Origin of the sequence: Salinivibrio sp. IB574, from assembly GCF_001996205.1 — a bacterium.
Classification (GTDB): Bacteria; Pseudomonadota; Gammaproteobacteria; order Enterobacterales; family Vibrionaceae; genus Salinivibrio; species Salinivibrio proteolyticus.
This window is the reverse complement of the sequence record NZ_MUFN01000012.1, coordinates 105,793-124,274: the sequence shown is the minus strand read 5'-3', so window position 1 is coordinate 124,274 and position 18,482 is coordinate 105,793. Positions and strand designations below refer to the sequence as shown.

Genomic DNA, 18,482 nt, shown 5'->3' with positions numbered 1-18,482 from the left:
ATCGTCATCTACTGGGTGAAACCAGTGAAATTGGCGATAGCCACCAAAACTGTGAAAAAGTACAAGACCCATACTCGCTACGCTGTCAGCCGCAAGTGATGGGCGCGTGTTTACAGCAAATTCGCCACGCTGCCGACGTATTGACCACCGAAGCCAATGCAGTATCTGATAATCCTTTGGTTTTCCCAGAAGATGGTGACATCCTCTCTGGGGGCAATTTCCATGCTGAGCCGGTGGCGATGGCAGCGGATAACCTCGCGTTAGCCATTGCCGAGATTGGCAGCTTATCTGAACGTCGTATGGCCCTACTTATCGATAGCAATCTCAGCAAGCTGCCTGCATTTTTGGTTAACAATGGTGGCGTTAACTCGGGCTTTATGATCGCGCAAGTCACCGCCGCCGCGCTCGCAAGCGAAAACAAAACCTTAGCGCACCCAGCCTCGATTGACAGCTTGCCCACATCGGCCAACCAAGAAGATCATGTATCTATGGCTACCTTTGCCGCCCGTCGCCTCAAAGACATGAGCAGTAATACACGTGGGATCCTCGCCGTTGAGTTGCTTTCTGCTTGCCAAGGTATCGACTTCCGAGCACCGCTGAAAAGCTCAGAGAAATTGGAGCAGGCGAAGGCGGAGCTACGTGGCGTCGTGCCTTTTTACGACAAGGACCGTTACTTTGCCCCTGATATTGAAAAAGCAAATGCACTCCTCCAAACAGGCACCTACAATCGTCTGATGCCTGCTGGCGCGTTGCCAAGTTTGCATCAATGATTTGCGCGTTATCTACATAATCTAACCATGAGTGAAACGGCCCTGTCCTAACGAATCGTGTTAACACACGCATAACTAAGGATTTGGGTCGTTTTTTATATAAAGTGTCGCCATCTCCACAGATATTGGGCGAAATAATAGGCTAATATATAACCAATCGCTGTTACTTCCCCCTGACCTCGATGTAACGGAGTCGCTTATGTGGCATGCACTGTCGGTTCACCTTTCAGATCAACTCAATATTGATTTTGAAATCACAGAGAAAACGCCGGTTTCTGGCGGTGATATTCACGACGCTTATTGTGTCAGTGACGATAAAGCACAGCGGTTCTTCGTTAAAATTAATGAACGCGAATGCCTACCCGTTTTTGAGGCCGAAGCAGAAGCACTGCGACAACTGGCTATCAGTGAACAAATACAAGTGCCACAGGTCCATTATGTTGGCCCAGTGAAAGATCAAGCGGCATTAGTATTAAGTTATCTCCCGATTAAACCTCTCGATGACACCCAAGCCTATCTACTGGGCCAACACCTCGCTCGCCATCACCGTTGGGGCGAACAGGTTGAATATGGGTTTGATGATGATAACTACATCGGCATGACGGAGCAGCGTAACTGCTGGCACCGCAAATGGTGTCAGTTTTTTGCTGAGCAACGGATTGGCTGGCAGTTGCAACTTGCTGCCGAAAAAGGCCTCCATTTCGGCGACATCGAAGCCATCATTCAAGGGGTAAAACTCGCTTTAGCGGGCCACACTCCCAAGCCATCTCTGCTACACGGTGATTTGTGGCATGGTAATGCCGGATTATCAGTGAACGGCCCAGTCGTGTTCGACCCTGCCAGTTACTGGGGCGACCGTGAAACCGATATCGCACTGACTGAGCTGTTCGGCGGCTTCCCTGAAAGTTTCTACAATGGCTATCACGCCGAATGGCCGTTAGATGAGGGCTACCAACAGCGTAAAGACATTTATAACCTTTATCATGTACTCAACCACGTAAACCTATTCGGCGGCCCTTATTTAACGAAAACAGAGCAGTTGCTAGATAAGCTATTTTTAGGAAGCCAATAGGTTGAGGTTTATAGTAAACGTTACTTCCCTTTAGGTAACTCAACTAAACAATGCGTATGTCTATGCCCTGCTGTGTCAACGTTTTAACATGCTCCGGATCGATGCCAGCATCCGTGATCAGCACGTCTATTTGGTTGATCGGTACAACCACATTAGGGCTACGTCGACCAAACTTACTCGAATCAGTAACAACAATGATGGTCCCTGCTGCCTGACACATAGCCTGGCTCACTTGGTAGGCTTCATTATATGTCGTGGTACCTTGAGTAAGATCGAAACCATCAGCGCCAATAAATAGTTTATCAAACGAAAATTTCTGGAATGCCTGCTCTGCGAGAGCACCGTGGAACGAGGCTGATTTGTGCCGATATGTTCCTCCTGGCATCAAAACAGTATGCTGCGATTCAAGTTCAGCGATAGCGTTCACAATGTGAATGCTATTTGTCATGATCGTGAGCTCTAAAACATGTTGAAGATGGCTTACCATTTGTAATGTGGTGCTACCACAGTCAAGGATAATAGACTCCCCATCCTGTACCAGTCCCGACGCGGTCTGCGCAATAAGAGACTTATGCTCAAGGTTTAAGGTTTGCTTGATATCCATCGGCCAATCCTCATTGCTGTGAGGAAATGTTGCAGCTTCAGCCGCGCCATAGCGGCGAATCACCAAGCCGTCTTCTTCCAACGATCGGAGATCACTCCTGATTGTTGCGCCCGAGGTGTCAAACGTAGACGCGAGTTGATTGACTGACGTTTTACCATTAGCCTTGAGAAATTCTAGCAATCTCTCTCTTCTTTTATCCAAATTCATTACATCATCCACCTTTTGAGATACTTACTACTGTAAACACATAGCTTTCAGAATGAAAGATGTAAAAATCGAATCATCTAAGGATTTTCGCAATTTGCGACACTTATCGCCTCTTGAAGCGGCGAGCTTAGTTGCGATAACACGTTGTTTGATAAAGGAAGAGGCTGGCCGATAAGACACGGTTTACGCTTTGGGCGAGAGAAAATTGAAACGCCACTCATGTAAGCAAAATCAACAATCTTTTCATCGTCGCCTGTCACGAGAACAACGACCGTTCTAGGCTTCCATCGACTTTTCGTCCGTCCAATTCTAACACTTCCTTTTCGAGACAATTCCCTTAATATTTGGTTAAACGCTCTTACTTGAAAATAGCCAAAACTAATTTGAAGTCCCCATGCGACTATCGCCACATAAATCATCGACCAAGTAGTATCCATAACGCTCCTTAAAGTAAAGGGGCCTTCCACCCCTTTACTTTTAAAATCATCAAATTAAAACATAACTTGTCCACCAGTTATGTTAATGGATTGCCCCGTGCAATAGGAAGCTTCATCACTGGCATAGAATTTAAGCACATTTAGAACATCTTGATAATCACAACCGGATTTCAAAGGCACTTTATCGATATATATCTGTTCGACATCCGCCTCATCAACATTCAGCTTTTTGGCATATTGTGGAATAAGCGACTGAAACATTGGACTTTTAAGTAAATTACCCAACATTAAAGAGTGAACAGTGACACCGTGTTCAGCTAAGTCAAGTGCTAAAGACTGGGTAAGTCCAACTCCACCAAATTTGGCAGCAGAGTATCCACTATTGTGCTTAGACCCTACCTTTCCTGACTTAGAGTTGATTTGTATAATACGTCCACCACGGCCTTCTCTTATCATTATCTTAGAGACTTCTCTTGCGCACAAGAAATACCCAGTCAAATTAACATTGATTGATAGTTGCCAGTCTGAAAACTCAAAACTATCAATCTTAGATGCGGTTGCCACACCAGCATTATATACTAAAAGATCAATGCGACCGACAAGGGAGTCAACTCGCTCGACCATTTCTTTAACGCTAGATTCATTGGTCGCATCAACACCGATGCCAAAGGCAGTTTCGTCGCCATACTCTTGGTTAATTTCCTTGCTAACACTAATGGCGTTCTTTTCATTTAAGTCAGCAACGATTACACGGTAACCATCATCGGCTAATCCTCGGCTAATAAACTCACCCAATGTTTGGCCACCACCGACAACTAATGCTACTTTACTCATAAATACCTCTAGATAACTCTAGTTAATATAAAATGTAATTTCATCGCCACATACGATATTATCAGGTCGATCACCTTCGACATGTACACAACCTGGAAACTCTGCAGAATGTTCACCATCAAAGCGAATCGTTATATGGCCTAACTCACTTAAGTTTTTATTCACAACATCGCCCACTGCTGTGATAGAAAATGAGCGTTCTGAAATCTTTAATGTATTACCTGGTTTAATCTCACCTTTCAATTGATCATGACAATGAATAAAGCAATAGTCTTTTACTTCCTCGGGAGCAATGTTAGAAAATAGAATCATCATATTCTCTTCTAACGCGTCGCTAGCAAACTCGCCGAGACTTTCTATTCTTACTTGATATAAAGCTGACATACGCTCCTCCTACTATTGATAAATAAACATAGAGGCAAACCAAGCAATCAATACAGTTGGCGCACCGGTTAGGAACCGTGAATAAAGAACCGACGGCACGCCGATTTCCACTGTCTTTTGGTCAGCTTCAGCAAGCCCTAACCCCACAGGGATAAAATCACAAGCGGCTTGCGAGTTAATCGCAAATAATGCGGGTAATGCCAAGTGAGGCGGAATGGTTCCCATGCCAATCTGAGTACCTACTAATACGCCAATGACTTGCGCAATAACGGCGCCAGGACCCAAGAAAGGTGAAAGCAAAGGAAAAGAGCAGATCAATGCTAACGTCACTAGTCCCAAAGGGTTTTGTGCAAGTGGTGTCAGTCCATGAGCAACTAAGTCGCCGAAACCTGATGCCATAATGACGCCAATAAGCATCGCGACAAACGCCATAAAAGGAAGGATTGTCTGGATAATGGTATCAATGGTTTCCCGCCCCGCTTGGAAGAATGTCGACATCACACCTCCCATCGCCAAGCCTACCCGTGCTAAAAGGCCATCACTTTGCTGACTCAATTTTTTATTAGTATCAATAGAGGATCCTCCTGTGCTTGATACTTTTTCTTCTACATTATCAACGTGATTACTTGCTTTATCTTTAGCAACAGATTCATCCCCTACTGCACTGACAACTTTTATTCCCGAAGGAGTCACACCCGAAACATAAATATCTTCAGTAATATGCTGGGCTAGCGGACCACTTTTTCCCGTAGAATGAATATTAACTGTAGGTATTCTTTTTTTAGGATAAAGACCACACCTCAGTGTGCCGCCGCAATCAATGACCGCAACGCCAATCTCTTCTTCTGGCACACTTGTTTTAAAGCCATCTACAAGCTCATAACCAGTCACCTCTGATATTTTATGTGCAATCTCAGGACAAGATCCGCCAGTGATATACAGAACCTTTTTACCCTCTTGAACAGGGAGCTTCAATGGGCCACCCCAACCACTACTGCCTTTTTCTATCACCAGTAATTTAGACATCTTTATTCCCCTTTTCATTATTGGATAATATGCACATTTCTATCGAGTTGTACGCCTTGTTGACGTTCAATAAAGTAGGTAGTGAGATCAGTTACCCAACCACGGAAGAAATTAGTGAACATACCCACTAATAAATAGCTCACAGCTAAAGGCCCAAGCGGTAATCCTAGTGTTGTGATACCACCTGCCACACCCAGATAGACGAACAGCTCTCCGGGGTTAACATGAGGAAATAATCCATTCATTGAATGACAACTATAAGAAGCCGCCGCATAGTAGGAAGGTTTATAACGCTCTGGTAAAAATCGGCCAAGACTTAATGTCATTGGATTACAAAAAATAAAAGTACCAATGACAGGTAGCACTAAATAACGTGTAATTGGATTTCCTGCACATCTTTGGGCTAGCCACTCAACTCTTTCTTGCCCAACAAACCGAATTAATGCGTTCATTGCTACAAGTAGAGAAATGAGCAGGGGAAGTATCCCTGTGACCATCCCTAAAAAAACCTCTCCCCCCTTTTCAAACAGCCCGATAAACCATTCCGCACCATGAATTATCCACTCCATAAACAACCTCTTTCATTATGATTTTGTGTTTAACCACACTCATATTTTCACTTTGAAAGAAAAGTTAAAAGCAAAAAGTGGATAAGCCGTGACCAACCTCACGATGTTTTTTATTATGAAAAGCTGAAGTTGGATTTCAGCACCAAATAAAAGTGAAATTTAGTTTTATTTCATATAAATTAGTGACACGAATCACATAAATGTCTATTTTAGCACTAGTTACAGCTATGAACTCGCTATTATCTGCTCATTGAGACGTTTAGAACATTTCAATAAGAGCTTTTACAATAAAAATCTAGGCATGTATTAGGAGAAGTGTATCAGTATGATCTATACAGAAAAAGAGGTGATTGAAATAGGTAAAAACTATATAAAACAAGAGATTAATCAAGCCAAGAGGTTGTATTCCTCTATAGACATCTCTTTTGTTGCAACAATCACATCTCTTTTAGAGTGCAAAGGAAAGGTCATAGTCTCAGGCGTAGGAAAATCGGGCCATATTGGCAAAAAAATTGCGGCAACATTAGCGTCTACAGGCACACCAGCCTTCTTTATTCATCCAACAGAGGCGCTTCATGGTGATCTGGGCATGATTGGGCAAGAGGATGTCGTCATCATGATCTCGAACTCGGGCAACAGTCATGAGCTACAAAAAATACAAACGCTGATGGAAATGAAAAAGATTACAACTATCGCGCTAACGGGCAATCTCAATAGTCCGTTAGCGCGTAGCTGTGATATAGCGCTTGATATCAACACAAACCAAGAAGCCTGCCCACTAGGACTTGCTCCCACTTCTAGCACGACGAACACGTTACTGTTAGGGGATTCATTGGCACTCACTGTGATGACACTACGCCAGTTTGATAAACACGATTTTGCCCTATCTCATCCTGCAGGTGCATTAGGAAGCCGGTTGATTACACGCATTGAACACTTAATTGAAGAAAAACATCAGCAAGCATTTTGCCTTCCCGACACTGAGTTACAGGACGCAATAGCTATCATGTGTCAAACAGGACTAGGCCTCATCGCGGTAATAGATAATAGTAAACACGTTTTAGGTGTGTTTACCGATGGAGATTTAAGAAGAGCTTTTGCAAAAGGTTGTTGCCACAGGGTAAAAATGCACACTTTAGTTCAGTCTCATCCTATCCTCATCTCTGCTTCTAGTCTTTGTACTGAAGCATTAGCGCTAATGCTTCGCCATGGCGTGACAGCGATACCCGCGATCGATGACAATTCTTGCTTTACTGGCGTTATCAATCAACATACCATTCATCGCGCAGGTATTTGTTGATAAGTATTCTAAACACTCAGTACCACTTTATGTTCGAAATCGGTGCTTATGCGTCGAATAAGTTCCTCACATTGATTATTTCCTTAAAACGAGGTTGGCAATGTTATCTGCCGCGATATTTGATATGGATGGTTTATTAGTCGATTCCGAACCATTCTGGCAACGCGTTCAAACCGAAGAGCTAGGAAAGCTAGGGGTTTCCATTAGTTTGCAAGACACCCGTGACACCACTGGTGTTCGCATCGATGAAATTGTAAAACACTATGCACGTACGCAACCTTGGCAAGGCCCTTCAAATGCCGAGGTTAGAGAGCGTATCGTCGCGCGTGTGGTCGAATTGGTTCAGCAAGAAAAACCCATGATGCCGGGCGTGAAAGAGGCATTGGCCATTTGCCGCCAAGCCGGCCTTAAAATCGGGCTTGCGTCTTCGTCTCCCCTGTCGCTCATTCACCCAACGCTAGATGCATTAGGGTTAAGTAATCAGTTTTCTATTATTGAATCCGCCGGTGATTTAAAGCACGGAAAGCCCCATCCAGAAGTCTACCTAAATGCTGCGCAAGCACTAGACGTTGAGCCTGAGCAATGTGTTGCCTTCGAGGACTCATTCACTGGTCTACTCGCCGCAAAAGCGGCCTCGATGAAAACCATTGTGGTACCCGCCGCTCATGAATGGGATGATCCACGCTTTGTCATTGCGGATCACAAACTTGAGAGTCTTGGCGACTTTACCTCGGAGATGCTGTAACACCGATATTGTTCATGGGCGTTTCCATAAGGCGGCATTGGCCGCCTCTTCTATTTCCATCACTTTGCCACCTCCCTCAGCACCTCGATACACTTTGCCCGAGGAGGGCCGCGCCTCATCATATCTTCTATACTTATCAAGAAAGCCTTATTGGAGAGAAAGTGACGTCCCATCATGAGGAGGAATAATGAAAGACATCACTGACCGGATCGTGAGCTGCCCCCATTGTGGACACCGTTTTGATATTACGCTTGACTTAAGCGGCGGAAACCAAGAGTTCTATGAAGATTGCCCAAATTGCTGCAATGCCATTCACTACAATATGCAGATTGATGAGTTGCATAAAACGGTCAATTTATTTGTCGATGCAGACGACGAGCAAATCTTTTAACTGATAAGACGCGCTCGGGCCTATCTAACGCGACACACTCAGCGTTGTCCCGTCTGTCAGAAATACAGGCGCCGTGCCGAGTTTTGCTTTCTCTTTCACCGCTCTAGCACGTATAATCTCCCTCGTATTATCTGTTCCCTCCTTCCCTTTTAGACAACCGTGTTGAGGCAGTCGTGCAGCAGTATCGTGATGAAGCGAGCGCCATAATTAGGCTCAGTATTCCAGTGTTTATCGCGCAAATCGCGCAAACGTCGATGGGCTTTGTCGACACCGTCATGGCCGGTGGCTATAGCGCGACCGACATGGCCGCCGTCGCCGTTGCATCCAGTGTGTGGATGCCAGCTATTTTGTTTGGTATTGGCCTGTTGATGGCTATGGTCCCGATGATTGCTCAGCTTAATGGCGCAAGCAAGGACGACCAGATCCCCTATCAATTTCAGCAAGGCCTCTATATGGCGCTGTTTCTGAGTATTCCTATCGGATTGGTTTTGTATAAAGCTGGCGTCATCATCAACTTGATGGATGTTGAAGCTGCATTAACCGATAAAACAATCGGTTACTTACACGCCGTGATTTGGGCGGTTCCGGCCTTTTTGGTGTTCCAAGCGATTCGTAACCTTTGCGAAGGCATGTCGATGACCATTCCCGCGATGGTCATTGGTTTTATCGGCCTTGCCGCCAACATTCCGTTAAACTGGATGTTTGTGTATGGCAAACTCGGTGCGCCTGAGCTTGGCGGTGTCGGCTGTGGGGTCGCAACCGCCATTGTGTATTGGCTGATGGCCGTATTGATGTGGATTTATGTAGTATTCAGTAAAAAACTGAGCACCTTACAGCTGTTTGTTTCGCTTTATGCGCCTGCGTTTAAAGAACAAATCCGCCTGTTTCGCCTCGGTTTCCCTGTTGCCGCGTCACTCTTTTTTGAAGTGACCTTGTTTGCAGCCATTGCGATTTTGATTGCTCCGCTGGGACCGATTACCGTGGCCGCTCACCAAGTTGCGATTAACTTTTCGACCATGATTTTTATGCTACCGATGAGCCTCAGTGCAGCAGTCAGTATTCGCGTGGGTCATTTGCTGGGCAAACGCACCACGGTAGGTGCGGGCAATTCGGCCAAAATTGGTATTTGGCTTGGCGTAAGCACCGCGTGTATTACGGCTATCCTTACCGTTTGGCTCCGCGACCCCATCATCGCACTCTACTCGGACAATGTGGAAGTGGCGACACTGGCCTCATCCTTGATGTTATTGGCAGCGGTATATCAAATTACCGACTCTATTCAAGTGGTTGCCGCCGGTGCACTGCGTGGTTATAAAGATATGCGCGCCATCTTCCAACGAACATTGGTGTCTTACTGGGTGTTTGGTTTGCCACTCGGCTACGTATTAGGCATGACAGATTGGCTGGTACCGGCAATGGGCGCTCACGGTTTTTGGGTTGGGATCATTATTGGTATTTCCACCGCCGCCCTCTTGCTCGGTCTGCGATTGTTTTGGATGCGCAACCAGTCCTCTGAGTTTCAACTTGCCATGTCAGAACGCTAATCCTATCGCCCTGCTAAGGTTTTCTTTCAGCAGGGCAGCCTCCTCTCCCACCTTTAATCTATTCCCAACTTAAAATCGTCCAATTGGGCTGGTCGGCTTGGGCGCGTAACTGCGAACAAGGGTTGACCAAGTAAACATAATCAGCGTACAAGCATAAAGGCAAGTCGTTGATCGAATCGGTGAAAAAGTGAATCGCTGAATAGTCGGTTGACTGAGCATTTAGCCATGCCTCTAAACGTGCCACCTTCCCTTCTCGATAGCTTGGTACGCCAGCAATGGTAGCGGTATAACGATTGTGCGCTGTCACTAAATCAATCCCCAAGGCGTCAGGGATCCCAAGGTGGCGCCCCACCGCCTCGACAAGAAACGTAACGCTGGCTGAAATAATCACCCTATCGATGCCATCACGGTCTAACTGCGCCAGCAATGTTTTCGACTCGGCAAACTGCTTAGGTAAAATTTTGGTGTGCAAACACTCTTCTACCAACGCATGGACCTGTTCGACGGATAAGTCGGTCAGGGGCGCCATCGCAAATTGAAGGTAGCTCGCCATGTCGAGCTTTCCTTGCGTATAAAGCTGCATTAAACGCTGATCTTCCTTTAAAAAATCGGATTGCGTCACCACGCCTTTTTCTACCAAAAACGCGTTAAACAACATGGCACAGTCACCATTAATCAAGGTATCGTCCATATCAAAAACGTACAAATGTGACGACATAGCTAAGGCCTCACGGGTTGGAGTTCATTAAGGTTAAAAAGTAGCTCGAGCTGACTACCGTTCGCCAACAAACGCTCAGATGAGCGATTGAGTAGATCCACGGTGAGCTGGCAGTCATCGACCGCCACTTGGTAGCGAATCACATTACCAAGCAGTTGATGATTATGGATCCGACCGACACGTGGCGCAGAAATATGTGAGCCATATTGGCGTCCCGGCTCTTTGATATAAATGGACTCAGGGCGAATCGCCACTTTCCACTCGGTATCCAGATTAAACAGCTGTTTCGCTTTCTTGGCCTCTACCAAGTTGTAATGGCCCATAAAACCGGCAACAAATTCATTGGCCGGCTGGGTATAAATGGCTTCCGGCGTGCCCGCTTGTACGATTTCACCTTTGTCCATCAAGAAAATACGATCTGACATGATCATCGCTTCTTCTTGGTCATGGGTAACAAAGATCGTGGTCAAATCCATCTCTTTTTGAATGTCACGGATTTGCTGGCGAAGGTGTTTGCGAATTTTGGCATCCAGTGCCGAGAGTGGCTCATCTAGCAATAAAATTCGCGGTTTCACGACCAAAGCGCGAGCAAGGGCAACACGTTGACGCTGTCCGCCAGATAATTGGTGTGGATAGTGTTTTTCCTTCCCCGTCAGATCAACCAGCGCAATAACCTTAGCCACTTCACGTTGGATGTCAGCCGTCCCCCACCGCTTCATTTTCAATCCAAAAGCAATATTGGCTTCAACCGTCATATTGGGGAACAAGGCGTATGACTGAAACACCATGCCAATCCCTCGCTGCTGAGGCGTTTGGTGAGTAATATTTTCACCATTTACCCAAATCTCACCATCATCAACGGGGTTCAAGCCGGCCAGGCTGCGTAGCAAGGTTGATTTACCGCAACCACTCGGCCCCAACAAAGTAATAAATTCGCCTTGCTCAATCGTGAACTCAATGTCTTCAAAGACAGTGTTATCACCAAAGCGTTTCGTCAGGTTATTGGCACGAACGTAACTCATTATTTCACCCCTCGGCTAAAACGACTTGCGAGCCAAGTCAGTAAGAAAATAAACAGGAAATAGGTCATGACCAAGGCGGAAGTAAAGTGACCACTGGTTTGACGCATATTGTAGAGATAGATTTGCAGTGTCTCGTAACGGGTTCCCACCAAGATATTGGCAAAAACAAACTCGCCGAGTAAAAACGAAAACGACAAGAACAGCGACGCCATGAGGCCTTTTTTCACATTCGGTAGTACGATCAGTAAAAAGGCTTGGCGGGTACTCGCGCCGAGTAAATGAGCGGCATCCATCAGATCATGCAGGTGAATTGCCTCGAAGCTATTGGCAATCGCACGGTACATAAAGGGCAACGCAATAGTGAAGTAGGTGCCAATCAAAATCCAAGGGGTACCAATCAGTGCAATCTCGCTGTCGGCATAAAGCTGAAGTAACCCCACCGAAGACACCACAGGTGGCACGGCAAAGGGAAGCAAGATCAGCATATTCATTAGCTTATCGAGGGATGGAAAGTAGTAAAACACGACAAAAATTGCCGGTAAGATCAACACCACACTGAGCGTCAACGCGGCGATACAAATAAACAGCGAGCGACCAAATGCTTCTAAAAAACGCGGATCGGTAACCAGCTTTAGATACCAATCCAACGTAAATCCATCGGGTAACACTGTGGCGCCCCAACGCGATGAGAATGAATAGATTAAGGTCGCTAAGATCGGGACTAGCATCACGCCAACAATGCCGTAAACCACGGTTTTGTGGTATCGGGTATTCATCGTATCCATCGCTATTTTCTCCCCTTTTTGCCCGCGTAGCTTTTTGCAATAAGCCATTGGTTGACGACGGTAATAAACGCCAGTAACACCATCAAAATGACAGAAATTGCCGCAGCCAGATTCGGCTCAAGGAATAAATCGCCCGATACCAAACTGGCAATGCGCACGGTGACAAGGTTGTAATTACCCGACGTTAGCGCATAAACACTGGCATAAGCGCCGATAGCATTGGCAATGAGGATAATAAAGGTGCCAAATAACGCGGGAGAGAGAACAGGCAAGGCCACTCGCGCCCAGTATTGTGATGTGCGAGCCCCCAACAGGGCAGCGGCGGCTTGCCAGTCATCACTCAACGCATCAAACGCGGGATAGAGAAGCAACACCGCAAGTGGAATTTGAAAATAAATATAGATCGCCAACAATCCCCACTTGCCGTAAAGGTCAAACTCGCCCAGTACACCGTATTGCTTGAGGAGCAAGGTAATGGCGCCATTAGTGCCCAAAATAATGATAAAGGCAAACGCCAATGGCACGCCGGCAAAGTTGCTGCTCATATTGGTAAAGGCAATCACGCCATCACGAAGTTTAGAATCGACACGACGTAGCGAAGACACCAACAAGGTTGCGATGGCCAACCCCACCACACTCGACCAAAACGCCAGCCACAAGCTATTACTAAACGCCTGAAGCATAAAGGCAGAGTCGATGATTTCGACATAGTTATCGACGCTTAATGTGTCGTCGTAAATAAAGCTATTAACGAACACCCAGACCATGGGCGCAATCTGAAACAGATAGAAAAAGCAGCCAAAAGGAACTAACCACAGCGCGGGTTTCCAACGTTTAAGTCGAGTCACCCAAGCGAGCTTAGTTTTGGTCGGTGTATGGGTGTGCGTGGGAGTAAGAGAACTGTCCATCATGCTAACAATTCCTGAGTAAAAGGTTTGGGGTGGTCGAGCTGCAATAGCTGACACACAGTGCCGCACAGTTCGGTTTGTTTAACCTGGCAGGCTTGATGGCTAAAACGCTCACCGATAACAAACAAAGGTACATCGCGCTCTTCTGCCAACGTACCACCGTGCGACCTGTCATTATTCATCCCATGATCGCTGGTGATCAGCACTTGATAACCGTCGGCTACCCAAGCTTCGATGTAATTCGCGAGCAAACTATCAATATGCCGCGCACCATTGCGATATTGCTGAGAATCCAAGCCGTGTTTGTGCCCGAGATCATCCATATTCATGGGGTGGATGAGCAAAAAATCGGGCCCGAAAGTACGACGTAAATACTCTGCGTCCAACAACAAGGCTTCATCTGGGTAATGATCCCAATGGTAGAAACAGCCATGCTGAATATTGAGTGATGTGTCATGCGTAAAGCGATCTCTAACCGGCTCAAAAGGCGCACGATTATATAGCTCGCTGATCCAATGATAGGCCGCAGCCGCGGTTACCTTGCCTTGTGCGCTCGCCAAGCTAAAAACTGAATCATGCTTGGATAAACGCACAATCGTATTGTTGACGATGCCGCTTTCTATCGGGCGGATCCCGGTTAAGATGCACTCATACAAAGGGCGAGACATGGATGGCAATTCACTTTGCAGCTGATAAAGCGTGGTGCGCAGCGCTGATTGGGAATGAGGTTGTTCTACAAGACCGTTCAGATAGCCCATGCAATCACGGGCTACCTGATAATTCAGTCCGTCAAGAACAACAAGGATCACCTTATTATTCATACTAACCGACTTCTATTGCTGGTGGATAAGCACACTTTCTTGCCATTGACGAGGTAGACGGCGCGCTGACTTTTCCCATGCCGAGAAGTTCGTCACTGGGCGCACATTGCTGTATTGGTCATTGGCGATCAGTTTGTCTTGGATCGACTGAGGTAAGGTGACATTGGTACGAATCGGACGAGCATATCCCTCGGCAAGATTAATTTGCCCTTGGTCACTAAAAATATACTCACGCGCCAACTTCGCCGCGTTGGGGTTTTTCGCGTATTTGTTGATAATGGTGGTGTAACCAGAAATCACGGAGCCATCTTGAGGAATATTTACTGTGAAACGCTCACGATCAATTTTGTCGCGGTAATTCAGCGCATTGAAATCCCACATAATAGCCACTTCAATTTCACCTTTTTCAAGGTTCGCAATGCTTGGGTTGGTGAACGATAAGCGTCCCTGCTTGGCCAGTTTTGCAAAGAAATCGATCGCTGGTTTTAGATTAGATTCATCACCGCCATTGGCAAATGAAGCCGCTAAGACAGCATTGTTTGCCTGAGACGCAACGCCCACATCCCCGACCGTAACCTTGTAGTCCCCTTCAAGTAGGTCCTGCCACGATGTAGGCGCATCTTTCACCAAGTTATTGTTGGCGATAAAGGCGATCGTGCCGGTATAAGCCAACGCCCAGTGGCCGTCTTTGTCTTTTGCCCAGTCAGGAATATCATCCCAAGTACTCGGCTTATAGGGCTGGGTGACGCCCTTTTTCACCGCAACACGCGCAAATGCAAAGCCGACGTCACCAATATCCGCGGTGGCATTTTTCTTCTCAGCTTCAAATTTGGCAATTTCTTGTGCCGAGCTCATGTCAGTGTCTTGGTGGGTTAACCCATAATTTGCCTTTAAATCCGCCCACGTGTCTTTCCAATTCGCCCAACTGTCGGGCATACCTACGCTATAAACAGCCCCCTCTTGCTGGGCAGCCTTGGTCAAAGATTCCAAGTTGGTCTCTTTCGCCACCGTGGGAAACGCCAGTGTTGCGGCGATCAGTGCTGCTGGCACCATACGCTTCGCCGGTAAAGCAACGGAACGACTTAGCAATGTTTTCATTGTCTCTATCCTTCTGGACTAGGTCAGTAAGTTCGTTTTGCATGCTAGGGCGCAAATATGACGATTAGGCATCAATAGATTGACATTTCCGCTTACATTTCATGTCACTTTTATTGCAGGCATCCTGTGTCCAAGCGACTGATAGCTGTCATATTTATGTTAACTTTGTGACTTATCTTGCGGGGATACTCTTTACTGGACTAGATCACTAATGAGCGTGACGACAACTCGCCAATACGGTACGCAACTGACATACATCAAGCAGAATCTGCGAGAGCAAATCCAAGCAGGTGTGATACATCAAGGACAGAAACTCCCTTCAGAACGCGAACTCAGTGAGCTCTACGGTACCACGCGTATTACGGTCAAAGACGCCTTGGTTTCACTGGAGACTGAAGGGCTGATTTATCGCGAAGAACGTCGAGGTTGGTATGTGTCCCCCGAGCGAATTGGCTATAACCCTTTATCTCGGACCCACTTCCACCAAATGATCCGCGAACAAGATCGCACCGCGGATACTCGATTAATCAGAGTGCGCAACGAAGTCGCATCCGGCGAGTACGCTCGTGCGTTGGACGCAGGCCCTATGTTGCCCATTCATATCATTGAGCGGTTACGTTATATCGATGGTCGAGCGGTACTGTTTGTCGAGAATGTGCTGAAAGCCGCTTTGTTTGAAGGTATCTTAACTGAGGATTTAACCCAGTCACTGACAGGGATTTACCGAGACAAATATCACTACGAAACGAAACGCTCGCGGTTTGAAGTCATCCCCACCTCAGCCCCCGCTCACGTTGCCAAAGCATTGAACCTTGCCAATGGGCAACCCATCCTCAAAATATGCCGAATCAACTACAAGCAAGATGGTGACTTGATGGATTGCGAATTTGAATATTGGCGACCCGACGCGGTGGTGATCCGTATCGACAGTGTCGACCCCGCTGTTCGATAGTCGGTCGAGTTTAGATATGACGCCTTACATACTGTAGTCATCTTGCTGATTTTCCCTCAACAAGGTGACTAAGCTCACGCCCTTGAGTGAAATAAAATAATCAATTTAAAATCAGAGAGATAGATCAACACTCCCGTCTATTTCAGGATAGGAACTCACGATATAGTTTGAATAAAATTCAAGACAACAATGTCTCTTGTCTATTGCTGTAATATCTTGTGAGAGCTGTTTTATGTTCCGTTTTTTTAAGTCCACTTCTGCACCCAGAACCTCCAGCCGTCATGCCGTTCATGCTGTTTCTTGTTCAATAACAAGTAGAGATATCACACCTGAGCGTCTTTCCGTTTTACAAAACCCTACAGGCAAAACGCCCTTAGTATTAGCATTCATTTCGCCTCACTTACCGTTTGAATCAACGACCGAAGAATTGCGCCAAACTATGCCCTTTTGCCAGCATTTGATCACAGTCATGACTGCAGGCGAACTTGGGGGCAGCCATGACAGTCTCTACCATAGCGCCGATAGCAAATGGGATAATATTGTATTACAAAGTTTTGGCGATGATGTGATAGCTGATATTTTTACGTCTGCAGTACCGCTTTATTGTGAAGACATAAAACAAGGCCAGCCGACAACCTCTATGTCAGCTCGAGTCAATAAGATTGAACAGGCACTCAAACAACTGTCCGTCCCCTTTGCGATCGATGCCAGTGATACCGTTGCTCTGACATTTTTCGATGGCCTGAGTAGCTCCGAGAACTTTTTTATGCAGGCACTCTATGCCACTCGACGGTTCCCATGCTATTTCTTAGGCGGCTCTGCAGGTGGAAAGCTCGATTTTAGAGCCGCAAAACTAGCCCTTAACGGCAAGTTACTCAACAACCAAGCAAGCGTCGTCTTTATGAAGTTCGCTAACGGTGTGCGCTACGGCATTATGAATAGTCATAATTTCCAGCCTACTAGTTTTTCTATCGATATTGCCAAAGCCAATCCTGCGACTCGCTCAGTCACTGCGGTGTTTACACCAGGTAGTACAACCCTAATATCCCCAGTTGATGCACTATGTGCTCATTTTCGTTGCACACCTGAGCAATTAGAGTCAAGACTGAATGGGTACACTTTTGGTGTGAAGATTGGAGAAAAGATTTATATCCGCTCTATATCAGCCATTGATAAAAATGAGGGAACGCTTCACTTCTTTTGTGATCTCGCATTTGGGGACAAATTGATCTTGATGAAGGCTGATGATATTGCCAGTATCACCGCACGTGATTACCAGCATCATTTACAAACAAAACCCCGCCGCCCATTTGCTATGCTCGCTAACGACTGCATATTACGTCGCTTGAATAACTCTACCGGTTTAAAGCGTATAAACTGCTTTGATCAGATCCCGAGTGTGGCAGGTTTCTCGACATTTGGTGAACTRCTGGGTGTGCACCAAAATCAAACCCTAACCGCGTTAATGCTTTATCAAGTGGCACCAGACGAATCGTTTGAGGATTCATTTGCTGATAATTTCCCTATCTATTACGCAGACTACCGTGGTTACGGCGCAGAAAAACAGATAACCAGCCTACAAAAGCTCTCTGACTTGCAATCACATAGCATTGAAAGCCTTTCAAGATATAAATCACTTATCCAAACATTACTCGATAGCTATGAGGGAGTCGCGGCTTACGCCACTGAAAGTGCGGATATTTTACAGGCTGTGCAGCAGCAGTTTACTACTCTAGCTGCTGAAGTCGTTCAGCAACAAGGCCAAAGTCAAGCTCTACAGACGTATACGAAAGACTTAAGCCGTAATGCTAGTCGTATTGAAGAGATACTGAATGTCATCAACGGTATTGCAGAGCAAACGAACTTACTAGCCCTAAATGCTGCTATTGAAGCTGCTCGGGCTGGCGAGCAAGGTCGTGGCTTTGCGGTGGTTGCCGACGAAGTTCGTACCCTCTCTCAAAATACACAAAACAGCTTAAGTAGTACTGGTGAGACCGTAAAAAACGTTAATAACGCTATTTATGAAATTAGTGAGGTAATAACGTTAACCCTGAACGTGATGGAAAAAGTACAAGTCTCCGCAGATGGGTTAAATGATGAAGTAACACGGCTACTCAGATTGTCTGATCATGCAGCACAAAATGTCGCGAATAGCATTGCCAACATTGAAGGAGTACAATCCGAAATGACAGTTATCGATAATGAACTTTCAACTATTCTTTCGCTGACACAAACTCAGCAAGATGAGTAAACTATGAGACGAGGCGATCGAGTTGCGGGTCGCCTTCGTATCGA

20 protein-coding genes are annotated in these 18,482 nt (G+C 46.1%); 8 read left to right on the top strand and 12 right to left on the bottom strand.

The features are described 5' to 3' along the window. Both BZJ17_RS07870 and BZJ17_RS07865 read left to right on the top strand, forming a co-directional pair. Positions 1-770 (top strand): aromatic amino acid lyase (locus tag BZJ17_RS07870; protein ID WP_198534124.1); only part of this gene is annotated, 770 nt, incomplete at its 5' end. A gap of 199 nt (positions 771-969) precedes the next feature. After that, positions 970-1,842 carry a fructosamine kinase family protein gene (locus BZJ17_RS07865; RefSeq protein ID WP_077640349.1) on the top strand — a complete coding sequence of 291 codons (873 nt, stop codon included), beginning with the start codon at positions 970-972 and terminating at the stop codon, positions 1,840-1,842. Positions 1,843-1,885: 43 nt separating this feature from the next. On the opposite strand, the gene BZJ17_RS07860 is transcribed toward BZJ17_RS07865, so the two are convergent. The 6 genes from BZJ17_RS07860 to srlA all read right to left on the bottom strand — a co-directional run bounded on the left by BZJ17_RS07860 (position 1,886) and on the right by srlA (position 5,903). Beyond that, positions 1,886-2,653 carry a DNA-binding transcriptional repressor gene (locus BZJ17_RS07860; RefSeq protein WP_077640348.1) on the bottom strand — a complete coding sequence of 256 codons (768 nt, stop codon included), beginning with the start codon at positions 2,651-2,653 and terminating at the stop codon, positions 1,886-1,888. Positions 2,654-2,730: 77 nt separating this feature from the next. After that, on the bottom strand, positions 2,731-3,090 hold the full coding sequence (locus BZJ17_RS07855; RefSeq protein ID WP_077640347.1) for a transcriptional regulator GutM: 360 nt from the start codon (positions 3,088-3,090) through the stop codon (positions 2,731-2,733). A 54-nt stretch (positions 3,091-3,144) separates the two neighbouring features. Then, the gene (srlD, locus tag BZJ17_RS07850) at positions 3,145-3,924 is read right to left on the bottom strand and encodes a sorbitol-6-phosphate dehydrogenase (protein WP_077640346.1); all 780 of its coding nucleotides are present in this window, start codon (positions 3,922-3,924) and stop codon (positions 3,145-3,147) included. 18 nt (positions 3,925-3,942) lie between these two features. Further along, complete coding sequence (locus BZJ17_RS07845; RefSeq protein WP_077640345.1) at positions 3,943-4,308, bottom strand: PTS glucitol/sorbitol transporter subunit IIA; 366 nt, start codon at positions 4,306-4,308, stop codon at positions 3,943-3,945. 12 nt (positions 4,309-4,320) lie between these two features. Continuing rightward, the gene (locus BZJ17_RS07840; protein ID WP_077640344.1) at positions 4,321-5,334 is read right to left on the bottom strand and encodes a PTS glucitol/sorbitol transporter subunit IIB; all 1,014 of its coding nucleotides are present in this window, start codon (positions 5,332-5,334) and stop codon (positions 4,321-4,323) included. Positions 5,335-5,351: 17 nt separating this feature from the next. After that, entirely contained in the window at positions 5,352-5,903 is a 552-nt protein-coding gene (srlA, locus tag BZJ17_RS07835; RefSeq protein ID WP_077456113.1) for a glucitol/sorbitol-specific PTS transporter subunit IIC, read from the bottom strand. Positions 5,904-6,228: 325 nt separating this feature from the next. Between srlA and BZJ17_RS07830 the strand changes: the two genes are divergently transcribed. The 4 genes from BZJ17_RS07830 (at position 6,229) to BZJ17_RS07815 (ending at position 9,883) form a co-directional block, all read left to right on the top strand. Continuing rightward, positions 6,229-7,203 carry a KpsF/GutQ family sugar-phosphate isomerase gene (locus BZJ17_RS07830; protein WP_077640343.1) on the top strand — a complete coding sequence of 325 codons (975 nt, stop codon included), beginning with the start codon at positions 6,229-6,231 and terminating at the stop codon, positions 7,201-7,203. Between the two features lie 100 nt (positions 7,204-7,303). Further along, complete coding sequence (gene hxpB / locus BZJ17_RS07825; protein WP_077640342.1) at positions 7,304-7,948, top strand: hexitol phosphatase HxpB; 645 nt, start codon at positions 7,304-7,306, stop codon at positions 7,946-7,948. Between the two features lie 187 nt (positions 7,949-8,135). Continuing rightward, positions 8,136-8,339 carry a CPXCG motif-containing cysteine-rich protein gene (locus tag BZJ17_RS07820; protein WP_069587628.1) on the top strand — a complete coding sequence of 68 codons (204 nt, stop codon included), beginning with the start codon at positions 8,136-8,138 and terminating at the stop codon, positions 8,337-8,339. Positions 8,340-8,512: 173 nt separating this feature from the next. After that, positions 8,513-9,883, top strand: a complete 1,371-nt coding sequence (locus tag BZJ17_RS07815) for an MATE family efflux transporter (protein ID WP_069587627.1) — start codon at positions 8,513-8,515, stop codon at positions 9,881-9,883. A gap of 58 nt (positions 9,884-9,941) precedes the next feature. Here BZJ17_RS07815 and BZJ17_RS07810 read toward each other — a convergent pair whose 3' ends face one another. From BZJ17_RS07810 to BZJ17_RS07785, 6 genes are read right to left on the bottom strand one after another with little or no spacing between them, the layout of a single operon-like run. Continuing rightward, positions 9,942-10,601, bottom strand: coding sequence for an HAD family hydrolase (locus BZJ17_RS07810; RefSeq protein WP_077640341.1), 660 nt, complete (start codon positions 10,599-10,601; stop codon positions 9,942-9,944). A 2-nt stretch (positions 10,602-10,603) separates the two neighbouring features. Then, positions 10,604-11,623 carry an ABC transporter ATP-binding protein gene (locus tag BZJ17_RS07805; RefSeq protein ID WP_077480533.1) on the bottom strand — a complete coding sequence of 340 codons (1,020 nt, stop codon included), beginning with the start codon at positions 11,621-11,623 and terminating at the stop codon, positions 10,604-10,606. Next, positions 11,623-12,408 carry an ABC transporter permease gene (locus BZJ17_RS07800; RefSeq protein WP_077640340.1) on the bottom strand — a complete coding sequence of 262 codons (786 nt, stop codon included), beginning with the start codon at positions 12,406-12,408 and terminating at the stop codon, positions 11,623-11,625. Before BZJ17_RS07800 ends, BZJ17_RS07805 begins: the two co-directional genes overlap by 1 nt. 2 nt (positions 12,409-12,410) lie before the next feature. Beyond that, complete coding sequence (locus BZJ17_RS07795) at positions 12,411-13,319, bottom strand: ABC transporter permease subunit (RefSeq protein ID WP_077640339.1); 909 nt, start codon at positions 13,317-13,319, stop codon at positions 12,411-12,413. Next, positions 13,316-14,137 (bottom strand): alkaline phosphatase family protein, encoded by an 822-nt coding sequence (locus BZJ17_RS07790; RefSeq protein ID WP_077640338.1) that lies wholly within the window; start codon positions 14,135-14,137, stop codon positions 13,316-13,318. Before BZJ17_RS07790 ends, BZJ17_RS07795 begins: the two co-directional genes overlap by 4 nt. 12 nt (positions 14,138-14,149) lie before the next feature. Continuing rightward, entirely contained in the window at positions 14,150-15,235 is a 1,086-nt protein-coding gene (locus BZJ17_RS07785) for an ABC transporter substrate-binding protein (RefSeq protein ID WP_077640337.1), read from the bottom strand. A gap of 211 nt (positions 15,236-15,446) precedes the next feature. Here BZJ17_RS07785 and BZJ17_RS07780 point away from each other — a divergent pair, with 211 nt between their 5' ends. Together BZJ17_RS07780 and BZJ17_RS17595 are read left to right on the top strand one after the other, a co-directional pair. Next, complete coding sequence (locus tag BZJ17_RS07780) at positions 15,447-16,187, top strand: UTRA domain-containing protein (protein ID WP_077640336.1); 741 nt, start codon at positions 15,447-15,449, stop codon at positions 16,185-16,187. Positions 16,188-16,419: 232 nt separating this feature from the next. Beyond that, positions 16,420-18,438 carry a methyl-accepting chemotaxis protein gene (locus tag BZJ17_RS17595; RefSeq protein WP_077640335.1) on the top strand — a complete coding sequence of 673 codons (2,019 nt, stop codon included), beginning with the start codon at positions 16,420-16,422 and terminating at the stop codon, positions 18,436-18,438. Positions 18,439-18,482 lie beyond the last annotated feature (44 nt).

What these genes read in the sequence shown, in the direction of transcription:
- BZJ17_RS07865 (WP_077640349.1), top strand. Translation starts at nt 970, where the DNA reads ATGTGGCATGCACTGTCGGTTCACCTTTCAGATCAACTCAATATTGAT.
- BZJ17_RS07860 (WP_077640348.1), bottom strand. Translation starts at nt 2,653, where the DNA reads ATGAATTTGGATAAAAGAAGAGAGAGATTGCTAGAATTTCTCAAGGCT.
- BZJ17_RS07855 (WP_077640347.1), bottom strand. Translation starts at nt 3,090, where the DNA reads ATGGATACTACTTGGTCGATGATTTATGTGGCGATAGTCGCATGGGGA.
- srlD (WP_077640346.1), bottom strand. Translation starts at nt 3,924, where the DNA reads ATGAGTAAAGTAGCATTAGTTGTCGGTGGTGGCCAAACATTGGGTGAG.
- BZJ17_RS07845 (WP_077640345.1), bottom strand. Translation starts at nt 4,308, where the DNA reads ATGTCAGCTTTATATCAAGTAAGAATAGAAAGTCTCGGCGAGTTTGCT.
- BZJ17_RS07840 (WP_077640344.1), bottom strand. Translation starts at nt 5,334, where the DNA reads ATGTCTAAATTACTGGTGATAGAAAAAGGCAGTAGTGGTTGGGGTGGC.
- srlA (WP_077456113.1), bottom strand. Translation starts at nt 5,903, where the DNA reads ATGGAGTGGATAATTCATGGTGCGGAATGGTTTATCGGGCTGTTTGAA.
- BZJ17_RS07830 (WP_077640343.1), top strand. Translation starts at nt 6,229, where the DNA reads ATGATCTATACAGAAAAAGAGGTGATTGAAATAGGTAAAAACTATATA.
- hxpB (WP_077640342.1), top strand. Translation starts at nt 7,304, where the DNA reads ATGTTATCTGCCGCGATATTTGATATGGATGGTTTATTAGTCGATTCC.
- BZJ17_RS07820 (WP_069587628.1), top strand. Translation starts at nt 8,136, where the DNA reads ATGAAAGACATCACTGACCGGATCGTGAGCTGCCCCCATTGTGGACAC.
- BZJ17_RS07810 (WP_077640341.1), bottom strand. Translation starts at nt 10,601, where the DNA reads ATGTCGTCACATTTGTACGTTTTTGATATGGACGATACCTTGATTAAT.
- BZJ17_RS07805 (WP_077480533.1), bottom strand. Translation starts at nt 11,623, where the DNA reads ATGAGTTACGTTCGTGCCAATAACCTGACGAAACGCTTTGGTGATAAC.
- BZJ17_RS07800 (WP_077640340.1), bottom strand. Translation starts at nt 12,408, where the DNA reads ATGGATACGATGAATACCCGATACCACAAAACCGTGGTTTACGGCATT.
- BZJ17_RS07795 (WP_077640339.1), bottom strand. Translation starts at nt 13,319, where the DNA reads ATGATGGACAGTTCTCTTACTCCCACGCACACCCATACACCGACCAAA.
- BZJ17_RS07790 (WP_077640338.1), bottom strand. Translation starts at nt 14,137, where the DNA reads ATGAATAATAAGGTGATCCTTGTTGTTCTTGACGGACTGAATTATCAG.
- BZJ17_RS07785 (WP_077640337.1), bottom strand. Translation starts at nt 15,235, where the DNA reads ATGAAAACATTGCTAAGTCGTTCCGTTGCTTTACCGGCGAAGCGTATG.
- BZJ17_RS07780 (WP_077640336.1), top strand. Translation starts at nt 15,447, where the DNA reads ATGAGCGTGACGACAACTCGCCAATACGGTACGCAACTGACATACATC.